23 protein-coding genes are annotated in these 24564 nt (G+C 54.6%); 7 read left to right on the top strand and 16 right to left on the bottom strand.

All coding sequences use genetic code 11. The features are described 5' to 3' along the window. Positions 1-115 precede the first annotated feature (115 nt). The 9 genes from recC to rppH form a co-directional block, all read right to left on the bottom strand. A complete protein-coding gene (gene recC, locus ACSZO4_RS08595; protein ID WP_437888466.1) occupies positions 116-3487 on the bottom strand; it encodes an exodeoxyribonuclease V subunit gamma in 3372 nt (1123 codons plus the stop codon). 12 nt (positions 3488-3499) lie between these two features. Beyond that, positions 3500-3820, bottom strand: a complete 321-nt coding sequence (locus ACSZO4_RS08600; protein ID WP_437888467.1) for a prepilin-type N-terminal cleavage/methylation domain-containing protein — start codon at positions 3818-3820, stop codon at positions 3500-3502. Continuing rightward, positions 3805-4212, bottom strand: a complete 408-nt coding sequence (locus ACSZO4_RS08605; RefSeq protein ID WP_437888468.1) for a DUF2509 family protein — start codon at positions 4210-4212, stop codon at positions 3805-3807. The genes ACSZO4_RS08600 and ACSZO4_RS08605 overlap by 16 nt, the downstream gene beginning before the upstream one ends. Beyond that, a complete protein-coding gene (locus ACSZO4_RS08610) occupies positions 4209-4772 on the bottom strand; it encodes a prepilin peptidase-dependent protein (protein ID WP_437888469.1) in 564 nt (187 codons plus the stop codon). Before ACSZO4_RS08610 ends, ACSZO4_RS08605 begins: the two co-directional genes overlap by 4 nt. Then, a complete protein-coding gene (locus ACSZO4_RS08615; RefSeq protein ID WP_437888470.1) occupies positions 4766-5227 on the bottom strand; it encodes a prepilin peptidase-dependent protein in 462 nt (153 codons plus the stop codon). The genes ACSZO4_RS08610 and ACSZO4_RS08615 overlap by 7 nt, the downstream gene beginning before the upstream one ends. Before the next feature lie 183 nt (positions 5228-5410). Further along, complete coding sequence (gene thyA, locus ACSZO4_RS08620; protein WP_437888471.1) at positions 5411-6205, bottom strand: thymidylate synthase; 795 nt, start codon at positions 6203-6205, stop codon at positions 5411-5413. Between the two features lie 6 nt (positions 6206-6211). Then, the gene (gene lgt / locus ACSZO4_RS08625; RefSeq protein WP_437888472.1) at positions 6212-7087 is read right to left on the bottom strand and encodes a prolipoprotein diacylglyceryl transferase; all 876 of its coding nucleotides are present in this window, start codon (positions 7085-7087) and stop codon (positions 6212-6214) included. A 203-nt stretch (positions 7088-7290) separates the two neighbouring features. Next, positions 7291-9537: a phosphoenolpyruvate--protein phosphotransferase gene (gene ptsP / locus ACSZO4_RS08630; RefSeq protein WP_437888473.1), complete on the bottom strand. Its 2247-nt coding sequence runs from the start codon at positions 9535-9537 to the stop codon at positions 7291-7293. 12 nt (positions 9538-9549) lie between these two features. After that, a complete protein-coding gene (gene rppH / locus ACSZO4_RS08635) occupies positions 9550-10080 on the bottom strand; it encodes an RNA pyrophosphohydrolase (RefSeq protein WP_437433689.1) in 531 nt (176 codons plus the stop codon). A 678-nt stretch (positions 10081-10758) separates the two neighbouring features. Between rppH and mutH the strand changes: the two genes are divergently transcribed. The 4 genes from mutH to ACSZO4_RS08655 all read left to right on the top strand — a co-directional run bounded on the left by mutH (position 10759) and on the right by ACSZO4_RS08655 (position 13758). Beyond that, the gene (gene mutH, locus ACSZO4_RS08640; RefSeq protein ID WP_437888474.1) at positions 10759-11454 is read left to right on the top strand and encodes a DNA mismatch repair endonuclease MutH; all 696 of its coding nucleotides are present in this window, start codon (positions 10759-10761) and stop codon (positions 11452-11454) included. Between the two features lie 63 nt (positions 11455-11517). Next, positions 11518-12231 (top strand): TerC family protein, encoded by a 714-nt coding sequence (locus ACSZO4_RS08645; protein WP_437888475.1) that lies wholly within the window; start codon positions 11518-11520, stop codon positions 12229-12231. A 136-nt stretch (positions 12232-12367) separates the two neighbouring features. Continuing rightward, entirely contained in the window at positions 12368-12586 is a 219-nt protein-coding gene (locus tag ACSZO4_RS08650) for a YgdI/YgdR family lipoprotein (protein WP_437888476.1), read from the top strand. A gap of 131 nt (positions 12587-12717) precedes the next feature. Continuing rightward, a complete protein-coding gene (locus tag ACSZO4_RS08655; RefSeq protein ID WP_437888477.1) occupies positions 12718-13758 on the top strand; it encodes an NADP(H)-dependent aldo-keto reductase in 1041 nt (346 codons plus the stop codon). Positions 13759-13800: 42 nt separating this feature from the next. Here the strand turns inward: ACSZO4_RS08655 and lplT are convergent, their stop codons facing one another. Both lplT and aas read right to left on the bottom strand, forming a co-directional pair. After that, positions 13801-14994, bottom strand: a complete 1194-nt coding sequence (gene lplT, locus ACSZO4_RS08660; protein WP_437888478.1) for a lysophospholipid transporter LplT — start codon at positions 14992-14994, stop codon at positions 13801-13803. Continuing rightward, positions 14987-17146 carry a bifunctional acyl-ACP--phospholipid O-acyltransferase/long-chain-fatty-acid--ACP ligase gene (gene aas / locus ACSZO4_RS08665; RefSeq protein WP_437888479.1) on the bottom strand — a complete coding sequence of 720 codons (2160 nt, stop codon included), beginning with the start codon at positions 17144-17146 and terminating at the stop codon, positions 14987-14989. The genes lplT and aas overlap by 8 nt, the downstream gene beginning before the upstream one ends. Positions 17147-17283: 137 nt before the next feature. Between aas and ACSZO4_RS08670 the strand changes: the two genes are divergently transcribed. Both ACSZO4_RS08670 and galR read left to right on the top strand, forming a co-directional pair. Then, entirely contained in the window at positions 17284-17508 is a 225-nt protein-coding gene (locus ACSZO4_RS08670) for a hypothetical protein (RefSeq protein WP_437888480.1), read from the top strand. A 265-nt stretch (positions 17509-17773) separates the two neighbouring features. Then, a complete protein-coding gene (gene galR, locus ACSZO4_RS08675; protein WP_437888481.1) occupies positions 17774-18781 on the top strand; it encodes an HTH-type transcriptional regulator GalR in 1008 nt (335 codons plus the stop codon). Here galR and ACSZO4_RS08680 read toward each other — a convergent pair. Genes ACSZO4_RS08680 through ACSZO4_RS08700 form a run of 5 tightly spaced genes read right to left on the bottom strand, consistent with a single transcriptional unit; the run spans position 18778 to position 23158 of the window. Beyond that, the gene (locus ACSZO4_RS08680) at positions 18778-19227 is read right to left on the bottom strand and encodes a GNAT family N-acetyltransferase (protein ID WP_437888482.1); all 450 of its coding nucleotides are present in this window, start codon (positions 19225-19227) and stop codon (positions 18778-18780) included. The genes galR and ACSZO4_RS08680 overlap by 4 nt on opposite strands. Beyond that, positions 19224-19997, bottom strand: a complete 774-nt coding sequence (locus ACSZO4_RS08685; RefSeq protein ID WP_437888483.1) for a GntR family transcriptional regulator — start codon at positions 19995-19997, stop codon at positions 19224-19226. Before ACSZO4_RS08685 ends, ACSZO4_RS08680 begins: the two co-directional genes overlap by 4 nt. 57 nt (positions 19998-20054) lie before the next feature. Next, positions 20055-20372 (bottom strand): PTS sugar transporter subunit IIB, encoded by a 318-nt coding sequence (locus ACSZO4_RS08690; RefSeq protein ID WP_437888484.1) that lies wholly within the window; start codon positions 20370-20372, stop codon positions 20055-20057. Positions 20373-20381: 9 nt separating this feature from the next. Then, positions 20382-21809: a glycoside hydrolase family 1 protein gene (locus tag ACSZO4_RS08695; protein WP_437888485.1), complete on the bottom strand. Its 1428-nt coding sequence runs from the start codon at positions 21807-21809 to the stop codon at positions 20382-20384. A gap of 11 nt (positions 21810-21820) precedes the next feature. Then, a complete protein-coding gene (locus tag ACSZO4_RS08700; RefSeq protein ID WP_437888486.1) occupies positions 21821-23158 on the bottom strand; it encodes a PTS sugar transporter subunit IIC in 1338 nt (445 codons plus the stop codon). A gap of 285 nt (positions 23159-23443) precedes the next feature. On the opposite strand from ACSZO4_RS08700, the gene ACSZO4_RS08705 reads away from it, so the two are divergent. Next, a complete protein-coding gene (locus tag ACSZO4_RS08705) occupies positions 23444-24457 on the top strand; it encodes a LacI family DNA-binding transcriptional regulator (protein ID WP_437888487.1) in 1014 nt (337 codons plus the stop codon). The last annotated feature ends 107 nt before the right edge of the window (positions 24458-24564 follow it).

Below are 24564 nucleotides of genomic sequence, written 5' to 3' on the forward strand. Positions count from 1 at the left end.
AACAAAATCGCCGGGTGAAACGTGTGTCGGCAAAGGAGCCGATCTCTTGGTATATCAGTCCGTGACCCGATGCGCATGATAAAGCACAGGCTTTATCTGCACAATTTTTATACAGTCAATCCAGCTGATTAAAACGATATATCGGTAGCAGGTAGCGCTGCGAAAGCTCAGTGATTTGCGAAACATGCTCAGGCGTCAGGGTTCGCCACAGGCGTTGATACCAGACATCATCCCCTTCGCCACGCGCCACCATGTTGCCTTCATAAGCCTGTAAAAACTTAGCCTGCGCTTTTTGCAACGTTGCCTCGTCCTTTAACATGGCATCATTTGCCGCGTCATAACAGGTTTTTATCCAGGCACCGCCACTTTCAGGGAGCACCAGCAGCGGTTTCGCCATCCCTTCGCGGTAGCCCTCTATCATTACGGCTAAATGTTGCAATGCGACGTCAGGCTTAAGCGCCGGGAATCGCCACTCTCCGTCTTTACGCACCAGGATACGACTTTCACCGCCCCCACCGCCAGCACAGTAGACAAGATGTTCCAGCCAAAGTTGCAGCCCCTGGGTCACACTCAGCATGGATGGACGCCAGCGCAGCAAACCATCGGGTTGCACATGGGGCAGCCAGCCCGTCAGGTGAACGCCCGCACAGTGCAGGTCAATTTCCATGCTGCTTCCCGGCTGGCGCTGAGCAATGATTTTGTCAGCCAGCTCCTGCATTTCGCTCTGCTGCGTCTCCCAGATGATCTCCCCAAAAGCACCGTAAGGCAGGGCTCCTGCCGCCCGATAACGACGAAACAGTTTGTCGGCATCCTGCTGCTCAACCAGCGCATTGAGCAGCTCCTGATTAAGCTGATAACGACTTAAGCCATCAAGGACAAAGGGCTCCGCATCCGGAATATCGCTCTCTTCGGGGCGGAAACTGACCCTGAGGCGCATCTGGAAAAAGGCGCGAACCGGATGGCTCCAGAAGCGCAGCAACTGGTCAAAATTAAGGGTTTCAAGCGGTACAGGAAGAAGCTGCTGAATAAATTCCGGATGTGTCTCCCCCTGCTGGCTGGCAGCGGGCAGCCATTCGCGGGCATAACTCTGCCATTCACCTTCAGCAAAGTTAGCCGCATCAAAGGGCATACGCGGATGCAGATGACAGAGGTGCGATTTAACCCGCTTTTCACTCTCATCACAGTTAAGCGCCTCATCGCCAGGCAAACGATGGCTCAGCCCAATGTAGTCAAGTAGCTCCTGCACCAGCACGGAGGGGAAGCGCTCGGCATTGTCCTGAATTGAGCGCCCGATATAGCTGATATAGAGCTTTTGCTGGGCGGAGAGCAGCGCTTCCAGGAACAGATAACGGTCATCGTCCCGGCGGCTTCGATCGCCGCGCTGCGCCTGATGACTCATGAGATCAAAACCGAGCGGCGCAAGCGCACGCGGATAGATACCGTCGTTCATGCCAAGCAGACAGACCACTTTGAAGGGAATAGAGCGCATGGGCATCAGGGTACAGATATTGACAGGCCCGGCGAGGAAGCGCTGGCTGATGCGCTCCTGATCCAGGCGCTGAGCCAGTTCGTCACGCAGTACAGATAGCGGGATCTCTTCACCATAGGCCGCCTCAACGCCCTGGGCAATAATGGCCTGCCACTGCTGTTCAATCAGCGCCAGGGCGGCTTCCGTATCCTGATCCGCTAAGAAGAAGTCATTGAGCATCTCCCGGCAAACCGGAAGCCACGCCTCCAGCGGCCGCGCCACGGCAAGCGCTCGTCGCCAGAGATTAAGCTGCATTAAGAGTGAGGCCAGGTGCCCGACCAGTTCGGCAATAAGTCCACTGGATTCGTCATAAGGCAGGATCGACTGCCACTCGCCCTGGCGGCTTTCCATGGCGTAGCCCAGCAGCATACGCGTCAGGCCAAAATGCCAGGTGTGTTGCCCGGTTGGCGGCAGCGCAAGTTCACGCACGTTATCGTCGTCAATGCCCCAGCGAATACCGGATTCATTAACCCACTGACGCAGGTAGCGCAGGCCTTCTTCGTCAATATTAAACCGGGCCGCCAGAACGGGCACATCGAGCAAGGCCAGCACATCTTCGCAGACAAAGCGGCTGTCCGGCAGGGAAAGCAGACTGATAAAGGCTTCTAACGCCGGATGCGCCTGTCTGGCACGACGGTCAGAGATGGCATAGGGCAGATAGCGTTCACCTGTCGCGCTGCCGAATACCGCCTGAATATAGGGGCTGTAACTGTCGATATCCGCCACCATCACCACGATGTCCCGCGGCGTCAGCTGTGGATCCTCTTCCAGCATGGCAATAAGACGATCGTGCAGAACCTCCACTTCACGCTGCGGGCTGTGGCAGACATGCACCGTGACACTGCGATCGTCAGGATCCAGCAGGCGTTTTTTATCGCTACAGGCAAATTCTTCGGCATTGATACCGGCCACGGCGCTGTTCCGGAGTTCCAGCATGTCGTATTGCAGATTCTGTAGCAGCGGCCCGGGCGTTATCTCAACGAAGGCATCAACCTCCTGAACCTCTTCCAGACCGGCTAATAAGTAGACATAGTCACGCCCCAGCTTCCCCCAGGAAGCCAGCAGAGGGTTAGGCAGATTCTGTTCGCCCTCGCTGTTAAACAGGCCTGGCGCTGCCGTTACATCGCGAAACAACGGCAGGCTTTTCTGTTCGCCCAGACGCTGACGCTGGCGGGTTATCAGCCTGGCAAGAAAGGCCGGATCTTTGATATCCCCCCAGTACTCACGACAGGGGTTGGTAAAGAGCACATGCACATCCACATGCTTACCCAGCGCCTGTAGCGCCTGTAAGTAAACGGGAGGGAGTGCAGAAATACCGCAAATAAACACCCGGGACGGCAACCCGGCAGGGCGGGTTTTCGCGTTTTCCAGCTCATTGATAAAACGCTGGTACAGGTTTGCACGGTGCCAGTGCGGCTGACCCAACGAGGCGGTATGTTCCACCAGCGCACGCCAGAGCGGCGCCTGCCAGAGCTGGGCTTCATCGAGGCCGTCAATCAATTCCCCGGCTTCCCAGCGCGTCAGCCATTCCCAGCGGTAAACAAGATACTGGTCATAAAGATCGGCGACACGGGATGAAAGCTGAAACAGTTTGCGTTTGTCAGCGTCATCAGAGAGATAGTGACGCAGCATGGCGAACTCGTCACGCTCCAGCATGCCAGGCAGGAGCGTCATCAACTTCCAGCTCATACTCTGCTTGTTAAAGGCACTCTCTTTGGGAATATCCGGCAGAACGCGCACAAACATATCCCAGATAAAACTCGCCGGCAGCGGGAATTCAATATTCGCCGCAATACCGAACTTTTTCGCCAGCGTCATTTGCAGCCATTGCGCCATGCCGGTGCTCTGCACCAGCACCATTTCAGGCTCAAAGGGATCGTCGAGTCGATTATTCTCAACGATGTATTCCATTAATGCTTCCAGCACATCCAGATGGTTGGAGTGATAAACCCTAAGCATACGTGCTCCTGACTACTGACGGGTTGGGCAATGCAGTCTGCTCATTTGCCCTTTTCTGCCTGACGGCGAATGAATGATAGCGTTGATGCTGACACATCCGGACTCGCTTGTCTGCACTCTGTGTACCTGCCATCCCGGCGGCAGTGAGGGGGTTTGCTGTTGGCTCTGCAACCAGGCGTGACGCCACAGTGCACGCTGCTGGCTCCAGAGGGCGAAATCCGTCGCCACCGCGCGCTGAAATCCACTCAGCGCAGTCACAATCATCACCAGCAATACCATTGCCAACAGCACTTCAGTGAGGCTAAACCCCCGTTGTTTTACGGCAGCAGGCATAACGCATTCTCCTGCTGTGGGCAAAAATCACTCCAGCCATGCGCGGAAAACAACACCTCGTTATTCACTATGTGTCCACCTCGCCACAGACGCTGCTCACCGCTGGCCGCTATCAGTAAAACCTGGTTATCCGCCAGTACCCGCAGACAGACCCGCCAGGATTCAGATGGAGGTTGCTGACACTGCACCAGGGGAGTGGGATACCATTTTTGCATGCGCCCCCACTCCATCGCCGACTGCACCGCCGCATATTGCTGAAGGCTGTGAATTTCGGTGGTCACCCGGCGAATGTGCAAGACACGTTGTTGGTTCAGGCCATTTAACATCAGGCTTCCCAGCAGCAATATCAGCAGCACCAGCGCCAGGGAGGACATGCCGCGTTGGCGGTTCATAAGTTAAAACCTGTTACGCTAAACGCGGCATTCACCGTCCGTTCGCCCTGCCCCCTGATCCCCCCGCTGAGGCTGACGCTAACTACCGGAGGAAACCCAGGGCTTTGTTGCCTGTTCACCGTAAAACTATGGACGATGATGGTGGCCGGTTCGGTCATTTTGTCCCAGCCTTTTCCTTCACATGAGCTGGCTCCTCGCAGGGTCTCCAGGACCCCATTTTGCAGGCGAAACCCGGTGCTGTCGGCATCGCTTACCGGAGTTGTATCCCAGCGGCCATTGCTGTTAGCGTCCCATTGCACAATCACACATTCGCCGTCGCGACCAATCACCAGTGGCTTACCCTCGCAGTTGCCATTGCAATAACCAGCACGCTGGAGATGGCGTGCCACGGTATATAAGCGCTGCCAGAGTTCATCCTCCAGCATCTGCGTGCGTGTGTGTTGCAGGACGCCAAGCTGAAGCGCGGGAAGAAAACGTGCCGCTGCCAGCAATAAAACACTGCCAATGGCCATCGCCAGTAAGGTTTCGATCAGGGAAAATCCCTGTTGCTTAGCTAACATGCGTCATCCGCAGCTTGCCGACACATTCTGATTCTCCCCCAGCTGGATACCACCACTCGCCACTCTCCGGCGGTACTCCGAATGCGGATATGCCCCGCCCAGGCGGTATTGCGCAGGCCATAAAATCCTAATACCGGCGTTAACTCGACCAGGGCTACCTCAGGCCATTGCGGACGCAGCATATAGGGCGAATCGGTAACGCATCCCCCGGCCAGTCGGGTAAACAAACACCAGGCGTCGCCCTCTCCTGATGCCAAAAGAATCTGTTCGCGGGTGTACCAGTTGGCATCATCCCGCAGCATTTCCAGAAACTGGCGTACCTGGACGGCGGTTTGCCATAAACGCTGCTGCGCCTGCCAGTAACGCCAGCCGGAAAGTCCTGCACCACTCAAAATAGCGATCAGCGCAACCGCCACCAGGGTTTCGATTAAGGTGAATCCGCGTGCTTTTTTCATCAGCGCAGTCTGCTGCCGGGTGAGGGACTTTTCGAGGAGGATGTGCCGGTTTTACGCAACAGTACGAGAGTTATTTTGCCCGTTGCAAAGATGTGCAACGATGCTGGAAAGCGGCTCGACATTCGGATCAACAGATAAAAAAAACCGGCGCACTCAGGCACCGGTTATGGCAGATTCACCGTCTCAGATGGCCACGGGCGCTTTGATCGCCGGATGCGGATCGTAGCCTTCAATCTCGAAGTCATCAAAACGATAATCAAACAGCGAATCCGGCTTACGTTTGATAACCAGTTTCGGTAACGCCCGAGGTTCGCGGCTCAGTTGCAGATGGGTCTGGTCGAGGTGGTTGCTGTACAGATGGGTATCGCCACCGGTCCAGACAAAATCGCCCACTTCCAGATCGCACTGCTGGGCCATCATATGCACCAGCAAGGCATAGCTGGCGATATTGAACGGCAGGCCGAGGAAGATATCGCATGAGCGCTGATAGAGCTGGCACGAGAGCTTGCCGTCGGCAACATAGAACTGGAAAAACGCATGGCAGGGGGCCAGCGCCATTTTGTCCAGCTCACCGACGTTCCAGGCCGAAACAATAATACGGCGGGAATCCGGGTCATTCTTAATCTGGTTGATAACCGCGGTTATCTGGTCGATATGGCGGCCATCCGGCGTCGGCCAGGCGCGCCATTGCTTACCGTATACCGGGCCAAGATTGCCCTCGTCATCAGCCCATTCGTCCCAGATGGTGACCTTGTTTTCCTGCAAATAAGCGATGTTGGTATCGCCCTGCAGGAACCACAGCAGCTCATGAATGATTGAGCGTAAGTGACAACGCTTGGTGGTCACCAGCGGGAAGCCATCCTGCAAATTAAAGCGCATCTGATGACCAAAAATAGAGAGCGTGCCTGTCCCTGTACGGTCATTTTTCGGGGTGCCCTCAGCGAGCACCTTTTGCATCAGTTCTAAATACTGTTTCATGGTTCCTCAGGAAACGTGTTGCGGCGCACGACGACGGCACGCCCAGACCATCATCGCAATACCCGCGACAATCATCGGAATTGAGAGAATTTGCCCCATGCTGATGTACTGCACCCAGGTGCCGGTAAACTGCGCATCAGGCTGGCGGAAGAATTCAACAATGATACGAAACGCGCCGTAGCCAATCAGGAACAGGCCGGAGACCGCGCCCATTGGGCGAGGTTTGCGAATGTAGAGATTGAGAATAATAAACAGCACTACCCCTTCCAGCGCCAGTTCATACAGCTGCGACATATGACGCGGCAGTACGCCGTAGGTATCGAAAATCGATTGCCACTGCGGGTTTGCAGGTAGCAGGGCCATATCTTCCGCACGTGACGTCGGGAACAGCATGGTGAACCGGAAGTCAGGGTCAACACGTCCCCAAAGCTCACCATTAATAAAGTTGCCCAGACGACCGGCACCCAAACCAAAGGGGATCAGCGGCGCAATAAAATCAGCAACCTGGAAGAAGTGGCGCTTAGTGCGTTTGGCAAAAATAAGCATCACGGTGATCACACCGAGCAGGCCGCCATGGAAGGACATGCCGCCATCCCAGACGCGGAACAGGTACAGAGGATCGCTGAGGAAGACGGGGAAGTTATAAAACAGAACGTAACCAATACGCCCGCCCAGGAAGACCCCGAGGAAACCTGCATACAGCAGATTCTCTACTTCATTTTTCGTCCAGCCGCTGTCGGGGCGGGAAGCACGGCGGCCCGCCAGCCACATAGCGAAAATAAACCCGACCAGATACATCATGCCGTACCAGTGCAGAGAGACCGGTCCAAGGGAGAAAATCACCGGATCAAAATCCGGGAAACGCAGATAGCCACTATTCATCTGTCACCACAACTTGTTGTTATTCCGCCGAAAGTGGACAGCGGTATAAATGTGCGCCCGTGATAGCGGGCGCTCCTGGGTCGCGAATAATAGCATAACGCGGGCAGGCAGGATGCGGCGAAGTTGTAAAAGATATGTATACCCGTCATCCTTTGCGCTGCAGGGGCGTTGGCTTCTCCAGCGCGCCCCGGTCACATCCCGGCTTACAATCCGCCGCGAATAAGACCGCCCAGACCACGCCGCTCCATAAATGCCGCAATCTGATGACGAACTTCGGTTGCCAGCTGGGCTTCCAGCGCACGCTTCGCAAGTGTTTGCGCTTCCGCGAAATCGATCCGCCGCAGCAAATATTTAATACGCGCGACAGAACGCCCGTTCATCGACAGATGATTAAAGCCCAGACCGATCAGCACCGCCACACACATAGGATCGCCCGCCATCTCGCCGCACAGACACAGCTCAATGCCCAGAGATTCCGTCTCTCTGGCAATCATCGCCAGCGCACGTAATACCGCCGGATTCAGGCTGTCGTACATATTCGCCACATGCGTATTATTGCGATCGACCGCCAGAATGTACTGGGTCAGGTCATTGGTGCCAATGGAGATAAAATCGACCCGATTTACCAGGTGCGAAATCATAAAGACCATCGACGGCACTTCGAGCATCACGCCAATTCGCGGTTTCGGGATCGCATAGCCGATCATCTCTTCCACTTCGCGTCCCGCACGCTCGATTAACCTTCGTGCTTCATCCACCTCATCAATACTGGTGATCATCGGCAACAGAATGCTGAGATTGCCGCTGGCGGCATTGGCACGCAGCATGGCGCGCACCTGGACGAGGAAGATCTCCGGCTGATCGAGGGTGATCCGAATGCCGCGCCAGCCAAGGCAAGGGTTTTCCTCACTGATCGGCATATAAGGCAATTGCTTATCAGCACCGATATCGAGGGTACGCAGGGTCACGGGTTTGTCGTTGAACATCTGCAACATGCCCTGATATTGCGCAACCTGCTCCTCCTCCGAGGGGAAGCCGCTTTGCAACATAAAAGGGATCTCGGTGCGATAAAGCCCGATGCCGTCAATACGACTACCCAGCTTTTCTTCATGCTCCGGGCTGAGGCCCGCGTTGAGCATCACCTTTATGCGCTCGCCGCTTTTAAGCTGCGCCGCAAGATTAACGTCATCTTCCGCCAGCCGGGTTAGCTCATTCTCTTCGGTGATGAGCCGCTGGTATTCCTGCAACAGCACCGGTTCCGGGTCGACCAGTAGCTCGCCCCGATAGCCGTCGACAATTAAGGTTCGACGATGGAGAACCGAGGGCTGAATATCCGCGCCCATGACCGTCGGGATCCCCAGCGCACGCACCATGATAGCGGCATGTGAGTTGGCGGCGCCGTCGCGCACCACCACCCCGGCCAGCCTGTCATGAGGCAGTTCGGCAAGGGTCGTGGCAGAGAGCTCATCAGCAACCAGCACGAAACGCTCAGGCCAGGTATTTGGCCCCTGAATGTTATCGTCAAGATGGAACAACAAGCGCTGACCGAGGGTGCGTAAATCACCGGAGCGTTCTTTCAGATAGCCATCGCTGAGGGCGGCAAACTGCTCGGCAAAGCGCTCAATAACGGTTTTGACCGCCCACTCGGCAACCAGGCCTTTATCAACCTCGGCGAACAGCTCACGACGCAGGCGGGCATCAGACAACAGGTGCGAGTAGAGATCGAAAATAGCGGCCGTCTCTTTTTGCGCCCCAGCGGCAAAACGTTTGCTGTAGCGACGAAACTCACCGGCGGCCTCTTCCAGCGCACTGGTCAGTCTCTCGCGTTCAAGGGTGGTATTAAGGGTGGATGCCTCATAAACCTGCTCCATCAGCGGCAGGGTTTCATCCATCCATCCTTCAGCAATCGCCACCCCGGATGAGGCCGGTAGCGCCCGAATACGCGTCTGACGATACTGACCAAAGAGGGCATTTAACTGGGATTGTGAAAGGATCGCCGCCATTTGCGTGGCAAGCGTCACCAGAAAAGATTCTTCACTCTCATCGAACTGACGCAGTTCGCGCTGCTGAACCACCAGCACGCCAAGAAGCTGGCGGCGCTGAATAATAGGCACGCCAAGAAACGCCCGGAAGCGCTCTTCTTTTACCGCAGGAATGAATTTAAAGCTGGGATGCTTTTGCGCATCAGCCAGGTTGATAGGCTCCGCAAGCCTGCCGACCAGACCGACAATCCCCTGATCAAATGCAAGGGTGACCGTGCGCCCGCGCGGTTTTTTCAAACCACGCGTCGCCATCAGGTAATAACAACGTCTGTCATGGTCAGCAAGATAAACCGAGCACACCTCGGTATCCATGGCATGACAAATATCGGTGACCAGGATTTCCAGCGCTTCGTTTAAACGCGGCGCGCTGGCGACTTTTTCAACGATTTCTCGCAGTCGGGTGAGCATAATGTGCGTGGCTTAACCTCTTTTACGTCGCCAGGCAGGGGCATTTTGCGGCTTAGGTGGTGTTTCCTGAAGCGACATCACTGCACCTGCAAATTCTTTCATCACCCGTCGGTAAACATCGCGTTTAAACGACACTACCTGACGAACAGGATACCAATAGCTCACCCATCGCCAGCCATCAAACTCCGGGGTACTACTGGTTTGCATATTGACGTCGGCATCACTACTGACCAATTGCAGAAGAAACCACTTTTGTTTCTGGCCGATACAAACCGGCTTTGTGTCCCAACGCACCAAACGTTTCGGTAACTTGTAACGCAACCAGTTACGGGTAGAAGCAAGGATTCGAACATCTTTACGATTTAAGCCCACTTCCTCGAACAGTTCCCGATACATCGCCTGCTCCGGAGATTCACCAGGATTGATTCCCCCCTGAGGGAACTGCCATGAGTGCTGTCCGAAGCGTCTGGCCCACATAACCTGGCCCTGTCGATTACAGATTACGATACCCACATTTGGGCGGTAGCCATCGTCATCAATCACCGGACTACCTCAAAATAAACCTGAATCAAACGATTGTTTCACACTCGCGGAAAACGGTAAACCACTCAATTGCAGCGGCACAAACGGATAACAATTGAATAACCCACAGTTATCGCCATAGTTATAAACAGACACCCTTGCGCACATCGGGTTTTATTCACGTTTTCTGTGGATAGAGTTGTGAAGAACCCGAGGTTTACCGGGGTAAAACCCAGAGTAGTCTGAATAAGTGGATAATGTACAAAAAAAATAACTTTATTTCATTCATTAGGTTAGATGGATGATTGCCGTGTTTTCATCGCATAATGTGATGATCATCACTTAACCGATCCTTTAGCTGATGAAAGATCGAACAACGTCGTTTTTATCCACAGATTATGCCAATAAGTTAGACACATTTTGTGCAAAAATTGGATTTTCGTCGCACGTCAAGGCTGTAAATCGAAACAGTAGTGACACTTTTACCCAGTTATCCCATTTTTCTGTGGATAACATGGTGTAAGATCCTGTTTATTGTCAGTGACCAGATTTGGACAACTCTTTTTTTTGTTGCGCAACAGCAACAATGATGACGAAAAACACCTTATGAATCATATGTTTTTTTGTTATACATGGAAAAAGATACGTTGAATACATACAGTGCATAAATGCAGTTCGTTTTTTAACCAGGGTTTCTACATGTCCTCTCTTTCACCATTAACATCACCGCCCGGATCCGAAACACAACTTTTTTCCCAGGCGCTGTCGCTTGCGGGATATACCCTGGGGGAGCTGGCTCTCCTCGCCGGACTGCCGGTTCCCCGCGATCTCAGACGAGATAAAGGCTGGACAGGAATATTACTGGAGCGCTGGCTGGGTGCCAGCGCAGGCAGCAAGCCAGAGCAGGATTTCGCCCATCTGGGCGTCGAGCTGAAAACCATCCCGATCGACAGCGCAGGCCGCCCGCTGGAGACCACCTTCGTTTGCGTTGCGCCACTGACGGGCAATACGGGCGTCACCTGGGAAACCAGCCATGTGCGGCATAAATTACACCGTGTGTTGTGGATCCCGATCGAAGGCTCGCGTGACATCCCCGTTGGCGAACGCCGGGTCGGCTCTCCCCTGCTGTGGAGCCCTGATGAGGAGGAAGAAAATCAGCTGCGTCTGGACTGGGAAGAACTAATGGATTTGATCGTACTCGGCCAGGTTGAGCAGATAACCGCCCGCCATGGCGAGGTGCTGCAGCTGCGACCGAAAGCCGCAAACAGTAAAGCGCTCACCGAGGCCATCGGCGCGCAAGGGGAACCCATTCTGACCTTGCCACGGGGTTTTTATCTGAAAAAGAACTTTACGGGCTCCCTGCTGGCAAGACATTTCCTGAAGAACGGGGATTAGTTTTTTACCTCTGCCTGCTGCGCGCTTATAATCAGCGTTTCTTTTTTGGCAGGACCTTGATAGATGTTATTTGCATGGATTACCGATCCCAACGCCTGGCTCGCCCTTGGCACGCTGACGCTGTTGGAGATTGTGCTTGGGATCGACAATATTATTTTTCTTTCTCTGGTGGTTGCAAAGCTCCCTACCGCTCAGCGTAATTACGCAAGGCGACTGGGGCTAAGTGCGGCAATGATTATGCGGTTGCTGTTACTGGCTTCCATTGCATGGATTACCCGACTCACCACTCCACTGTTTGAGCTTTTCGACCACGCGGTCTCCGCCCGTGATCTGATCCTGTTCCTTGGCGGTATTTTCCTTATCTGGAAAGCCAGCAAAGAGATCCATGAAACGATCGAAGGAGAAGAGGAGAGCCTCAAAACCAACGTCAGTTCATTCCTCGGCGCTATCGTGCAGATCATGCTGCTGGACATTATTTTCAGCCTTGATTCCGTGATAACCGCAGTAGGTCTCTCTGACCATCTGTTTATTATGATGGCGGCGGTGGTTATCTCCGTTGGCGTGATGATGTTCGCAGCACGACCGATTGGCGAGTTTGTCGACCGCCATCCGTCGGTCAAAATGCTGGCGCTGTCGTTCCTGATTCTGGTTGGTTTTACCCTGATCCTGGAAAGCGTGTCGATTCATGTACCTAAGGGCTACATCTACTTCGCCATGTTCTTCTCGATTGTGGTGGAAAGCCTCAATCTGTTGCGCAATAAGAAAACCCCACTGTAATTCAACGCTTCCCCTCGCGGGGAGGCGCTGTTTATTCTGCCGTCTCTCCCACTTTAAGATTTTCCCCCTTTTTGACCATGCAACATCAGGTTATTACTACACTCATGTTAAAACGGGATTCGATGAGGATGAAAGCATGAAGAACTGGGCAGTACTGATCTCAGCGGTCGGATTAGCTTTTGCCGTTTCAGGTTGCAGTAGCGACTACGTAATGGCGACTAAAGATGGCAGGATGATCCTGACGGAAGGTAAGCCGCAGGTTGATGACGAAACCGGGTTGGTCAGCTATCGCGATCAGCAGGGCAATAAAATGCAGATTAACCGTGATGATGTTTCTCAGATCCTTGAACGTTAAAAAATTGCTTTAAAGGTCAGTGACCTGCTGGCCTTTTCTCACCTTACCCCTTTCACTTTTTTCTCCCCTCTGCCATGGTTATAGTCCTTTGTCAGTCATCTGACGTTGTATGTATGTAAAGGAAGTTGGCTATGCACTATCACCGTATCCCCCATAGTTCGCTTGAAATAAGCACCCTGGGGCTGGGCACAATGACGTTTGGTGAACAGAATAGCGAAGCCGACGCCCACGCTCAGCTGGATTATGCCATCAGCCAGGGCATTAACCTGATTGATGTCGCAGAGATGTATCCGGTTCCTCCGCGCCCGGAAACCCAGGGCCTGACCGAAACCTATGTCGGCAACTGGCTGGCAAAACGGAACAACCGCGAGAAAATCGTGCTGGCCTCAAAGGTCAGCGGTCCGTCGCGCAACAGCGACAGCAGCATTCGGCCGAATCACGCCCTGGATCGCAAGAATATCCGGATGGCCCTCGACGACAGCCTCAAGCGTCTGCAAACCGATCACCTTGATCTCTACCAAGTGCACTGGCCGCAGCGCCCTACCAACTGCTTTGGCACCCTGGGTTATAAATGGGCCGACGCAGCACCAGTGGTGACGCTGCTGGAAACCCTGGAGGCGCTGACCGAACTCCAGCGGGCGGGTAAAATTCGCTATATCGGCGTGTCGAACGAAACGGCCTTTGGCGTAATGCGCTACCTGCAACTGGCAGAAAAACACGATCTGCCGCGCATCGTCACCATTCAGAACCCCTACAGCCTGCTTAACCGCAGCTATGAAGTGGGTCTGGCGGAAGTGACGCAGTACGAAGGGGTTGAGCTGCTGGCGTACTCCTGCCTGGCCTTTGGCACCCGGAGCGGCAAGTACCTGAACGGGGCGAAACCGGCTGGCGCGCGTAATACGCTCTTCAGCCGCTTTACGCGCTACAGTGGCGAGCAGGCGCAAAAAGCGATTGCCGCCTATGTGGATATCGCCCGACGCCACAATCTCGATCCCTCACAGATGGCGCTGGCCTTTGTGCGCCGTCAGCCGTTCGTCGCCAGCACGCTGCTGGGCGCAACGACAATGGAGCAGTTAAAAGCCAATGTGGAAAGCCTGCATCTGGAGCTTAGCGAAGAGGTACTGGCAGAGATTGAAGCGGTGCATCAGGTGTATACCTATCCTGCACCTTAATTGAGACTGGTGCCGGGCGGCATCCTGCCCGGCACGCTTTATCTAACGACGACGTTGCCAAATCCACAGCGCGGTAATCGCCAGCGCGAAAATCACGCCAAAGCCGACGCCCACACCCACGACCGGGATCCCCACTTTTACCGCCAGCGAGTAAAGCCCGAGCATCAGCAGCATGGCCGTATTCTCGCCGAGATTCTGCACGGCAATCGCATTACCTGCGCCTACGGTCTGTTTACCCCGCTCCTGCAACAGCGCATTCAGCGGCACGACGAAAAAGCCGCCCAACAGGCCAATCAGCAGCAGGATGGCGTACGCCGGGAGCAATGCATGTTGTAACGAAAAGAAGGCAACAGCAACGCCAATTAAGATGCCGGCAGGCATACAACGCGCAACCGTCTCCAGCGTCACCAGCCGCGCCGCAAGACCGGCCCCGGCAACAATACCGACGGCAACCATTGCGTTCAGGTAGGTCGGCGTGGCGTTATCGGTGATCCCCAGCGCCACCGGCACCCACAGCACCAGCAGGAAGCGCAGCGTCACGCCAGCTCCCCAGAACAGGCTGGTGCCGACGAGCGAAAAGCGGGTTTCACCGTTACGCCAGAGCACCGAGCAGGCGTTAAAGAAGCTGCGGGTCATAGGGGTAAAACGCCAGGACTGACCGGGGCGCGCCACCGCCAGCCGGGGGATCATCAGATTGGCCGCCACCGCACCGGCATACACCACCGCACAGATCCCAAGCGACGCCAGGACATGCCAGTCAGCCAGTATGCCCCCCGCCATAGAGCCCAGAAGAATGGCGGCGATGGTCGATGACTCCATCAGTCCGTTGGCTTTGACCAGCTTATCGCCGGTAACCAGCTCCCCGAGGATGCCATACTTGGCGGGCGAATAGGCCGCCGCCCCAATACCCACCAGCGTATAACCAATAAAGGGGTTGATCCCAAAACAGATGCTGGCAGCCCCCAGCAGTTTCAGCCCGTTCGCCACCATCATCACGCGGCCTTTCGGGAAGCTGTCAGCAACTTGTCCGACAAAGGGGGCGAAGACGATGTAAGCGCCCACAAACACCATTTGCAGAATGGGCTGACTCCAGTCCGGGTAAAACTCGGCTTTCAGTAAGGCAAGGGTGGCAAACAGCAGCGCGTTATCGCCAAAGGCCGAGAGAAACTGGGCGGCAATCACCGCCTTCATGCCTTTCGACCACAGCGAGGTGTTAGTGTGTACTGACTCACTCATTTTGGGTGTCTGCCTCTTCTGTCATGCTTTTTAAGGTCACAAAGTCAGGCTTCCCGCTGCCCAGCAACGGCAGTTGTTTGAGGAAGCGGATATCACGCGGCACCGCCAGTTCAGGTACCCCCTGAGCACGCGCCTGTTGGGACAGTTTCTCCCGCGTCAGGCCGTCATCGGTGGTGAACAACACCAGCGCTTCCCCTTTGCTGGCATCGGATTTAATCGCCGTGGCATGCATCTTCTCTGGCGAAGCGGCCAGCGCCAGTTGCTCGACCATCTCAAGGGAAATCATCTCACCGGCGATTTTGGCAAAGCGTTTAGCCCGGCCCTGGATCTGCACAAAGCCCTGCTCATCGAAGCGCACAATATCCCCGGTGTCATACCAGCCGGCTTCCTGAATGCCGTCAGCATTTTCCGCAGTGGGAGCCTCGAGGACGCCAGGATTTTCCACCCGCAGATAGCCGTTCATGATATTTGGGCCTTTGAGCTGCAAACGCCCGCCGTCTTCAATGCCGGGAACCGCCATTAAACGAGCGTCCATTCCAGGCAGAATACGCCCGACGGTACCAGGTTTCGCCGCCATAGGAACGTTAATAGAGACCACCGGAGCACACTCGGTGACCCCATAGCCTTCGAGAATGCGCAAGCCAAACTTATCCTGCCAGAGCTGGCGGGTATTCTCCTGGAGCTTCTCCGCACCCGCGACCACATAGCGCAGACGGAAGAAATCATAAGGATTGGCGAAACGGGCGTAATTGCCGAGGAAGGTTGAAGTGCCAAACAGCACGGTACAGTTACGGTCATACACCAGCTCAGGCACAATGCGATAGTGCAGCGGGCTGGGATAGAGAAACACTTCGGCCCCGGTCAGCAGAGGGGTAAACAACCCAACGGTGAGGCCAAAGGAGTGGAACAGCGGCAGGGCCGACATAAAACGGTCATTCGCCGTGAAATCGGCGATGGTGCGGATCTGCTCGACGTTCGCCAGAATGCTTTTGTGGCTATGCACCACCCCTTTGGGATTGCCTTCCGAGCCGGATGTGAACAGGATCAACGCCGGGTCTTCCGGTTTTTGCGGCAGCTGCGCCAGTTTAGGCATCAGCAGGCGGCTGAAAATCCACAGCTTATCTTCCAGCGTCACGCTGCCTTTCAGATCTTCCAGATACACCCAACGCACCTGGGTCAGTTGCTCCGGCAGATGCCAGAGTTTGCCCTTATCCATAAAGGTGCGCGAGGTAAAGACGGTTTTGAGTTCAGCGGCGGTAATGGCGCTGGTCAGCCCTTTGACACCCGCAGTGTAGTTCATCATCGCCGGGATACGCCCACGGGCAATGGCGCCAAAAATAACCGCCGCGCTGATACCTGCGTTAGGCAGCATCAGGCCAATTTTGTCGCCTGCTGCGGTGTATTTATCCAGAATACGGGCCACAAATAAGGTTTTAGTCAGCAGCTTGCGATAAGAATCCGGCGTAAAGTTGATATCCTCAACGCATTTTTTACTCGCCCCATAGCGGTACTGAGCCGCCAGAAACGCATCAAACAGGGTTTCACGCGGACGCACCGCCATCCGTGCTTCCATCATAATCTGATGCAGCATCTCCCCGGCGATTTTACGTCGGTCGCGAGCGCGGGGCGCATCCGGCATCGGCAATTGGGTCGGCGGTAAGATATGCAGATGAATACGCGGGAACAGACGGCGTTTTACCAACCCTTGCAGGCGGCTAAAGAACGTTAATTCAGCGCCTTCAATACGCACCGGGATAACCGTGGCCCCGGACTTCGCCGCCACAAAGCCAGCCCCGTCATAAATTTTCATCAGCGAGCCGGAAACTGAAATTCGCCCTTCCGGGAAAATCACCACCGGACGCCCTTCGCCAACCAAACGCACCAGGTGCTTGATGGACATCGGTTTGCTGGGATCGAGCGGAACAAAATCGATAATCGGCTTCAGCCAGCGCATATACCACTGGGTGCTGATTGAGCTGTAGACCGCGAACACCGGGCGGACGGGCAGGAACAGCGCCAGCAGGATGCCATCAATAAAAGAGACGTGATTGGGGGTGATAAGTACGCGCTCGCCATTCAGCGCCTGCAGGTTGCCCGTTAACTGTACCCGGAACAGAACGCGGAACAGTCCCCGGAAAAAGCCAAATAACATGTCAACTCCTTTTGCCTGGTCGATTCGACAAAGTATGTACAAGAGTCTGGCAGATTACACGAGAACCGGAGCGGGAGAAATTCAGGCGAAAAAAAACCTGCGCATCTGCGCAGGTTGGTGCAAGAGATGAGTACGAAATGCGTACTGAAAAATTCACCAATCAATACCTCTGGGATCTTGATTGTGGTGGCTGGCATCGCCGCTCGCCAGCGGCAAAAAGCAAGGGAATGCCCCTAAGTGCAACGAGGTGTTTCGAATGGCTTTTACTGTTACACATCAACGGCGGGCAAAGATATCAGGCAAAAAAAAACCTGCACATCTGCGCAGGTTGGTGTAATTCAAGTGCTCAACCATCAGGTTGACTTCACCTATCAATACCTCTGGGATATTCACTGTATCAATGGCTATCCCTGCGGCTCCAGTGGACAATAGCAACAGCCTTTCGCAAAGTGTAACCAAAGGTATTAATTGTGTTTTTCAGGATATATTTGCCGTGTAACGGTTACAGTCGATTTCACCGGGCGAGGTCACGTTTGCGGATACTCAGCATGCAACATCCTTGATTAGCCAGCGCATTCCCGTACCATAAGTTAGAGTGTAATCGTTTCCCCCTATTGAAGGTGCGCAATGGCGACCATTAAAGATGTAGCCCGGCTTGCAGGTGTTTCCGTTGCCACGGTATCCCGCGTAATTAATGACTCCCCCAAGGCCAGTGAAAACTCGCGCCTGGCGGTGCAAGCCGCAATGGAGACGTTGAATTATCATCCGAATGCCAATGCACGCGCGCTGGCGCAGCAGTCGACGGAAACCGTTGGCCTGGTGGTGGGCGATGTGTCGGATCCCTTTTTCGGCGCCATGGTCAAAGCCGTAGAACAGGTCGCCTCCGCAACCGGAAATTTTCTGCTGATTGGCAACGGTTACCATAGCGAAGAGAAAGAGCGAAAAGCGATTGAACAGCTGATCCGCCATCGCTGCGGCGCGTTAGTGGTTCACGCCAAGATGATCCCCGATGACGATCTTATTGCCCTGATGAAACAGATCCCCGGCATGGTGTTGATCAACCGGATTGTCGCCGGATATGAGCAACGCTGTGTGGCGCTCGACGACCGTTACGGCGCATGGCTGGCGACACGTCACCTGATCCAACAGGGCCATACGCGTATTGGTTATCTTTGCTCTAACCACGAAATTTCGGATGCCGACGACAGACTGCAGGGCTATTACGATGCCCTTAAAGAGAACGATCTGCCGTGCAATGACCGACTGGTGACCTTTGCAGAGCCGGATGAAAGCGGCGGCGAGCAGGCCATGACGGAGCTGTTGGGACGGGGCAAAAATTTTACGGCCATCGCCTGCTATAACGACTCAATGGCCGCTGGCGCTATGGGGGTGCTGAACGATAACGGCATCGACGTGCCGCAGGAGATCTCACTGATTGGTTTTGACGATATTCTGATCTCTCGCTATGTGCGCCCTCGCCTGACCACCGTACGCTACCCGATTGTCACCATGGCAACCCAGGCCGCCGAGCTGGCGCTGGCGCTGGCAGAAAACCGCCCCACGCCTGAGATAACCCATTTGTTCAATCCGACGCTGGTGCGACGCCATTCGGTTATTACGCCGCAGGAGAGCTAGAGCGTAAAACGGTAGAGGTGGACGGTCGTATTGGGGTAATCAAGGCCGTCGCCGATATACTGCCAGCCAAAACGCTCGTAGAAATCGCGGCAGGCGGAATAGAGATGCAGCTCAGAAAAGCCCATCTCGCGGGCGCAATCGATCACCCGTTGTTGTAACAATCCCGCCAGCCCTTTGCCGCGCGCGCTTTCGTCTACGTAGAGTGCCGCCAGCCACGGAAAGAGATCCTGGCGGCTGATCAAATCACAACGCCACAAACCGACCGTTCCCAGCAGACGTTCTCCTTCGAGCAGCACGAAAGTCAGTGGCAACTGCCCCGGCGTCTGGCTGTGGGCAATAATACTGGCAAAAAAATCACGCGGCAGCGACTCCCCAAATTCCTGCCACAGCCAGTCGGTGACCTGGCCGGCAAACTGCGGGGCGTCATGTAATGCAACGATGTTCACATCAGTTTCCCCTGAAAAATCGGCACGGACTCAAACAGATAGCCGTCAAAATCCGGGGCATCCTCGTCTGACAGCTCCAGCAAACTCTTTTTGACGTTCTCAAGATGCTGCCACATCGCCTGCCAGGCTCCCATCACATCCCGTCGACGCAACGCCGCCAGCAGGGTTTGCCTGTCACCGAGCCATTTTAAACGGTACGGACGGCTGGCAATATGCACATTAAACTGCTGCCAGAGCGGGCTGCTGTCCATGTGATGCCAGATACTTTCTACCGTTGCCAGCAGCATCTGATTCTGTGACGCCCCGGCCAGCACCAGATGGAACATTTTGCTGTTGTCCTGGGAGGTATCATTCATGGCAATGGCGCGCTGTTCCTGCTCCAGAATACGACGCAGGTTATCGATATCCGCGCGGGTCGCCATTTTGGCGGCAAACGCGGCAATATTGCTCTCCAGCAACTGGCGGGCTTGCAGGATCTCAAAAGGCCCGACATCGCTACTTAAAAAGCGCTCTTCTTCGGTGTCGTGCTCCTCGGGAATACGCATCACATACACGCCGGAACCCTGACGAATATCCACCGTGCCCTGTAATTCAAGCATCAGTAAGGCTTCACGGACGATGGTACGGCTGACGCCATATTTTTCGGCAATATTACGTTCAGGCGGCAGGCGAGAGCCCACGGGATAGTGGCCCTGGATGATTTGCACACGTAAATCTTCGCCAATTTCCTGATACTGTTTTTTTTCCGGCGGGACTACGGCTTTTTCCACAAGATCACCTAAATAGGGGTTAAAACTCAGGCCGGAATATCCCGGCCTGAAGGTGCGCTATCTTACCAAATTTAGCGCCTGATCGAGAACTTTAGCGCCATTCAGTGTGCCATACGCCACTGAATCGATAACATCGACCGGGATGTTATACGGCTCGGTGAGCTTTCTGTTTTCCGCCAGCTTAAAGCGCACCTGCGGCCCCAACAGCACGGCGATAATTTCCGCGCTGTGGCTCTCCAGCTCATCACGCAGGCTCTGTTCGGCGATAGCGTAAATTTTCAGTTCCAGACCGCGCTCTGCTGCCGCTTTCTCCATTTTGGTGACCACCAGCGAAGTGGACATACCGGCCGAGCAACATAAAACAATACGTTTCATCACAGCTCCTTATTTCCATTCATCATCAAGGGTCAGCGTGAGCTGGCGCTCTTTACTTAAACGTCGATACCAGTGCAGAGACTTTTTCGCCCGCCGGTCACGGTTGTGCTGCAGGTCGATCTCCACCAGCCCGTAACGGTTTTTGAAAGCGTTCATTGGCGACACATTGTCGGTAAACGCCCATAGCATATAGCCCTGGCAGTTTGCGCCGTCTTCGAGGGCACGCAGGGTTTGATAAAGATGTTCGGCAATAAAAGCGATGCGGTAGTCATCCTCAATGACCCCATCGCTGTTACGGAACTGCGCTTCGTTTTCCACGCCCATGCCGCTTTCCGCCACAAACCACGGAATATTGCCGTAGTCGTTTTTAATACGCATCGCCATGTCGTAGATGATGAACGGGCCAATCTCCCAGCCACGGGATTTGTTCATCCGCCGCCCGGGGAGTTCAAATGGCTCGTAATAGTAAGCGGGATGGAAAGGCGTCCCGGGGTGCCAGGCGCGGGAAGGGGCTTTTACGCGATGCGGATAATAGAGGTTGATCCCCAGCTCATCGACGGTATTCTCGCGAATAATCGCCAGCTCCTCATCGCTGTAATCCCAGTTCACCTGATGCTTTTCCATGACCTCGAACAGCTGTGCCGGGTACTCGCCTTTGACCATTGGATCGAGAAACACGCGGTTGTAGAACAGGTCATACATTTCGGCGGCATGCCGGTCATGGGGCGCAGATGAGCGGGGGTAAGTCACTTCCGGATTGAGAATGCACCCCACCGTCCCCTCATAACCCTTTTCCCTGAACAGCTTCACAACCTTCGCGGTGGCGAGATTCTTATGGTGATTCCACTGCATCCAGGTGCTGATGTTCTGCTCATAAGGCCAGCGCAGGGCATCAAGATAAACGCGGGTCTGCACCACAATGGGTTCGTTGAAGGTAAACCAGCGCGTCACTTTATGGTGAAAACGTTCGAAAACTTTGTCGACATACAGCAGATACAGCTCAACGACTTTTTTCGACGCCCAGCCGCCGTAAGTTTGCAGCAGATAACCCGGCAGCTCGTAATGCTCCAGACAGATCATCGGCACAATGCCCTGCCGTTCCATCTCATCGAATAACCGATCGTAATAAGCGGCGTATTCTTCGTCCACCACGCCCTTTTCGTAGTCGGTCAGAAAACGCGACCAGTTAATGGACGTGCGGTAGTGGGTCAGCCCGGCATCTTTCATCAACTGCACATCTTCACGAAAACGGGTATAGAAATTGGTGGCTACCGCCGGACCATAGCCTTCATGCCAGACGTGTCTGTCGAATTTGTACCAGAGATCCGGCCACGAATCCTGGCCCTCTTTTTTCCCGCTCCAGCCTTCTGTCTGCCAGGCGGACGCCGCCGCGCCCAGAATAAATGACGGCGGTATGGCTACAGTTTTTACGCTCACATCAGGCTCCTTCAGACGTTTTTCGCCGCTTCAGCCGATTCCGCCTGCAACTGCGCCTGCTCGGCACGACGGGAGGCTATTTTGACAAACGGCAGATAGATAATGATGGCGGTGAGAATGCAGATAAGCTGGGTAATTACCGCTCCCATCGATCCGGCGGTCGAGAGCCAGGCGTTAATCAACGGCGGGGTTGTCCAGGGCACCATCACCACGGCTTTACCGGCAAAACCGGTGACAGTGGCAAAGTAGCCAATTGAGCCGGTGACCAGCGGGGTAATAATGAAGGGGATGGCGAGGATCGGGTTAAGCATAATCGGCATACCAAAAATCACCGGCTCATTGATGTTGAAAATACCAGGGCCAATAGAGAGCTTGGCAATCTCTTTCATCTCTTTGCGTTTGGTGGCGATCATCACCGCAATCAGCAGACCAATCGTTAGCCCGGAACCACCGATGCTCATATAGACATCCCAGAACGGCATGGTGATGATATTCGGTACCTCTTTGCCCTGCTCAAATGCTGACATATTGACCGTGATCGCCCCCAGCAGCAGCGGTTCACGAATAGGTTTGATCATCTGGTTGCCGTGAATACCGATAACCCAGAACAGTTGCGCAACAAACATCAGCAACAGAATGCCAGGCAGGCTTTGCACCACGCGCTCAAGCGGCTGCTGCACCACCTGATACACCGCATCATAGAGGTACATGCCGGTAATCTGATGGAACACAAAGCCAAAGGTGGCAATCACCGTGGTGGTAATAATGGCCGGGATCAGCGCCGAGAAGGAGGCCGACACATTGGGTGGAACCGTATCCGGCATCTTGATCTTCAGTCCTTCGCGATTCTCCAGCCAGCAGTAGATCTCCACTGACAGGATCGCGATAAACATACCGAGGAACAGGCTGCGGGTGTCCGAGAACTGACGCAACAGCACGTCTTTCACCACATGCATCTGCCCGTCCACCAGCATTTCAACGGTGGTCGGCGTGACGCAAATAAAGCAGATAACCGCCAGCAGGCCGGGAAACAGCGTCTTAATGCCGTTAATTCGCCCCAGCTCAATGCCGATTAAAAACACCGCGCCAATGTTCAGGAAGTTAAGGGTGGCATAGTTGATGGCGCTGGTGATGGGCTTAAGTGCCGCCAGAAACGACAGGGACTCGAAACTGGCGAGACCGTTTTTCGGATCCAGCACCATATTGGAGATCAGCACGGAGAACGCGCCGACGATAATCACCGGCATCAGGGTAATGAAGGAGGCTTTGATCGCCATGATGTAGCGATAGCTGTTGAATTTAGTCGCAAAACTACCTAAAGAATCGATTAATTTATCCTGTAGAGCCATGCGTAGGTACCTCGGTAAAGGGGCTTTTTATGATTCCAGGTATACAGCTCACTACCTATTGGTATGCCAAAAATAGCTACTGGTGAAAAAAGTTCTGTGATTTACCTCGCAACCCGGCTCCTGGTATTCCACATAGGTATTTTTATATTAATTGGCATACCACCTTAATGATGTCAGGGTTTTCTGCGCAACGCCGCTGGAAAGCACTGCGTTAAGGAGACTGGCCCCCTAATCCCGGTAATGACTGTGGTAAACTTCACCCTTCACGTGGATAAGGATCGCGTCATGGCGACGATGTTGGATGTCTCACTGCGAGCGGGCGTTTCAAAAGCGACGGTTTCCCGCGTACTGAATGGCACCGGGCAGGTAAAAGAAAGCACCCGGGCGCAGGTTTACCGGGCGATGGAAGAGCTGGGATATCGCCCCAATTTTCTGGCCCAGTCGCTGGCTAATCGCACCAGCAATAGCATTGGTCTGGTGGTCTCTTGTTTTGACGGTTTCTATTTTGGCCGATTGCTACAGCAGGCATCTCGTCAGGCGGAAGCCCATGGTAAACAGCTGATTGTGACCGACGGGCATGACATACCGGCCCGCGAAGAGGAAGCGGTGCAAATGCTGGCGGATCGCCGTTGCGACGCCATCATTCTCTATACCCGCTTTATGAGCGAAAAAGCGATCGCCCGGCTTATCGACGCGATCCCAATGCCGCTGATTGTTATCAACCGCGAGCTTTTCCAGGCACACGATAAATGCGTCTTCTTCGAGCAGCAGGATGCCGCCTTACAGGCAGTGGATTATCTGATAAGCCAGGGGCATCACGATATTGCCTGTATTACCGCGCCGATCCACACCCCAACCGGCAAAGCGCGCCTGATGGGGTATCGTAAGGCGCTGGAAAAGCACGGCATCCGCTGGGATCCGGCAAAGGTCAAATACGGTGACTCAAGCATGACCCAGGGCTATGCCTTGTGTCGGGAGATTCTGCTTGAAGGGGTGAAGGTCAGCGCGGTGTTCGCCTGTAATGACGACATGGCGCTCGGCGCATCAAAAGCGCTGTATCAGGCAGGTCTGCGCATTCCGCAGGATATTTCGCTGTTTGGTTTTGACGATGCGCCCTGTGCTCGCTGGCTGGAGCCTGGGTTATCGACGGTCTGTCTGCCCATCGACAGCATGATAACCACCGCTATCGACCAGGCGATTAAGCTTGCTAGTCACCAGGAGATTGAAGCGATTCCACCTTTCACCGGCACGCTGGTGTTGCGCGAATCGGTAACGACAGGCCCGTTTTTTCGGGGTTAATCAGTGCGGCCTGATGCCCTCACCCCGCCCCTCTCCCACGGGGCTGAGGAATCCCCAGAAAAAGTGAAAGGCACGATGAAGTGTGATCTACTGGTTGCGCTAACAAA

The sequence above is a fragment of the Phytobacter sp. V91 genome (genome assembly GCF_965644225.1).
Lineage (GTDB): Bacteria > Pseudomonadota > Gammaproteobacteria > Enterobacterales > Enterobacteriaceae > CBFFRJ01.

What these genes read in the sequence shown, in the direction of transcription:
- recC (WP_437888466.1), bottom strand. Translation starts at nt 3,487, where the DNA reads ATGCTTAGGGTTTATCACTCCAACCATCTGGATGTGCTGGAAGCATTA.
- ACSZO4_RS08655 (WP_437888477.1), top strand. Translation starts at nt 12,718, where the DNA reads ATGCACTATCACCGTATCCCCCATAGTTCGCTTGAAATAAGCACCCTG.
- ACSZO4_RS08670 (WP_437888480.1), top strand. Translation starts at nt 17,284, where the DNA reads ATGCGTACTGAAAAATTCACCAATCAATACCTCTGGGATCTTGATTGT.
- mutH (WP_437888474.1), top strand. Translation starts at nt 10,759, where the DNA reads ATGTCCTCTCTTTCACCATTAACATCACCGCCCGGATCCGAAACACAA.
- ACSZO4_RS08600 (WP_437888467.1), bottom strand. Translation starts at nt 3,820, where the DNA reads ATGCCTGCTGCCGTAAAACAACGGGGGTTTAGCCTCACTGAAGTGCTG.
- galR (WP_437888481.1), top strand. Translation starts at nt 17,774, where the DNA reads ATGGCGACCATTAAAGATGTAGCCCGGCTTGCAGGTGTTTCCGTTGCC.
- ACSZO4_RS08605 (WP_437888468.1), bottom strand. Translation starts at nt 4,212, where the DNA reads ATGAACCGCCAACGCGGCATGTCCTCCCTGGCGCTGGTGCTGCTGATA.
- ptsP (WP_437888473.1), bottom strand. Translation starts at nt 9,537, where the DNA reads ATGCTCACCCGACTGCGAGAAATCGTTGAAAAAGTCGCCAGCGCGCCG.
- ACSZO4_RS08700 (WP_437888486.1), bottom strand. Translation starts at nt 23,158, where the DNA reads ATGGCTCTACAGGATAAATTAATCGATTCTTTAGGTAGTTTTGCGACT.
- thyA (WP_437888471.1), bottom strand. Translation starts at nt 6,205, where the DNA reads ATGAAACAGTATTTAGAACTGATGCAAAAGGTGCTCGCTGAGGGCACC.
- ACSZO4_RS08705 (WP_437888487.1), top strand. Translation starts at nt 23,444, where the DNA reads ATGGCGACGATGTTGGATGTCTCACTGCGAGCGGGCGTTTCAAAAGCG.
- lgt (WP_437888472.1), bottom strand. Translation starts at nt 7,087, where the DNA reads ATGAATAGTGGCTATCTGCGTTTCCCGGATTTTGATCCGGTGATTTTC.
- ACSZO4_RS08690 (WP_437888484.1), bottom strand. Translation starts at nt 20,372, where the DNA reads ATGAAACGTATTGTTTTATGTTGCTCGGCCGGTATGTCCACTTCGCTG.
- ACSZO4_RS08615 (WP_437888470.1), bottom strand. Translation starts at nt 5,227, where the DNA reads ATGAAAAAAGCACGCGGATTCACCTTAATCGAAACCCTGGTGGCGGTT.
- aas (WP_437888479.1), bottom strand. Translation starts at nt 17,146, where the DNA reads ATGTTATTTGGCTTTTTCCGGGGACTGTTCCGCGTTCTGTTCCGGGTA.
- ACSZO4_RS08650 (WP_437888476.1), top strand. Translation starts at nt 12,368, where the DNA reads ATGAAGAACTGGGCAGTACTGATCTCAGCGGTCGGATTAGCTTTTGCC.
- lplT (WP_437888478.1), bottom strand. Translation starts at nt 14,994, where the DNA reads ATGAGTGAGTCAGTACACACTAACACCTCGCTGTGGTCGAAAGGCATG.
- ACSZO4_RS08645 (WP_437888475.1), top strand. Translation starts at nt 11,518, where the DNA reads ATGTTATTTGCATGGATTACCGATCCCAACGCCTGGCTCGCCCTTGGC.
- ACSZO4_RS08610 (WP_437888469.1), bottom strand. Translation starts at nt 4,772, where the DNA reads ATGTTAGCTAAGCAACAGGGATTTTCCCTGATCGAAACCTTACTGGCG.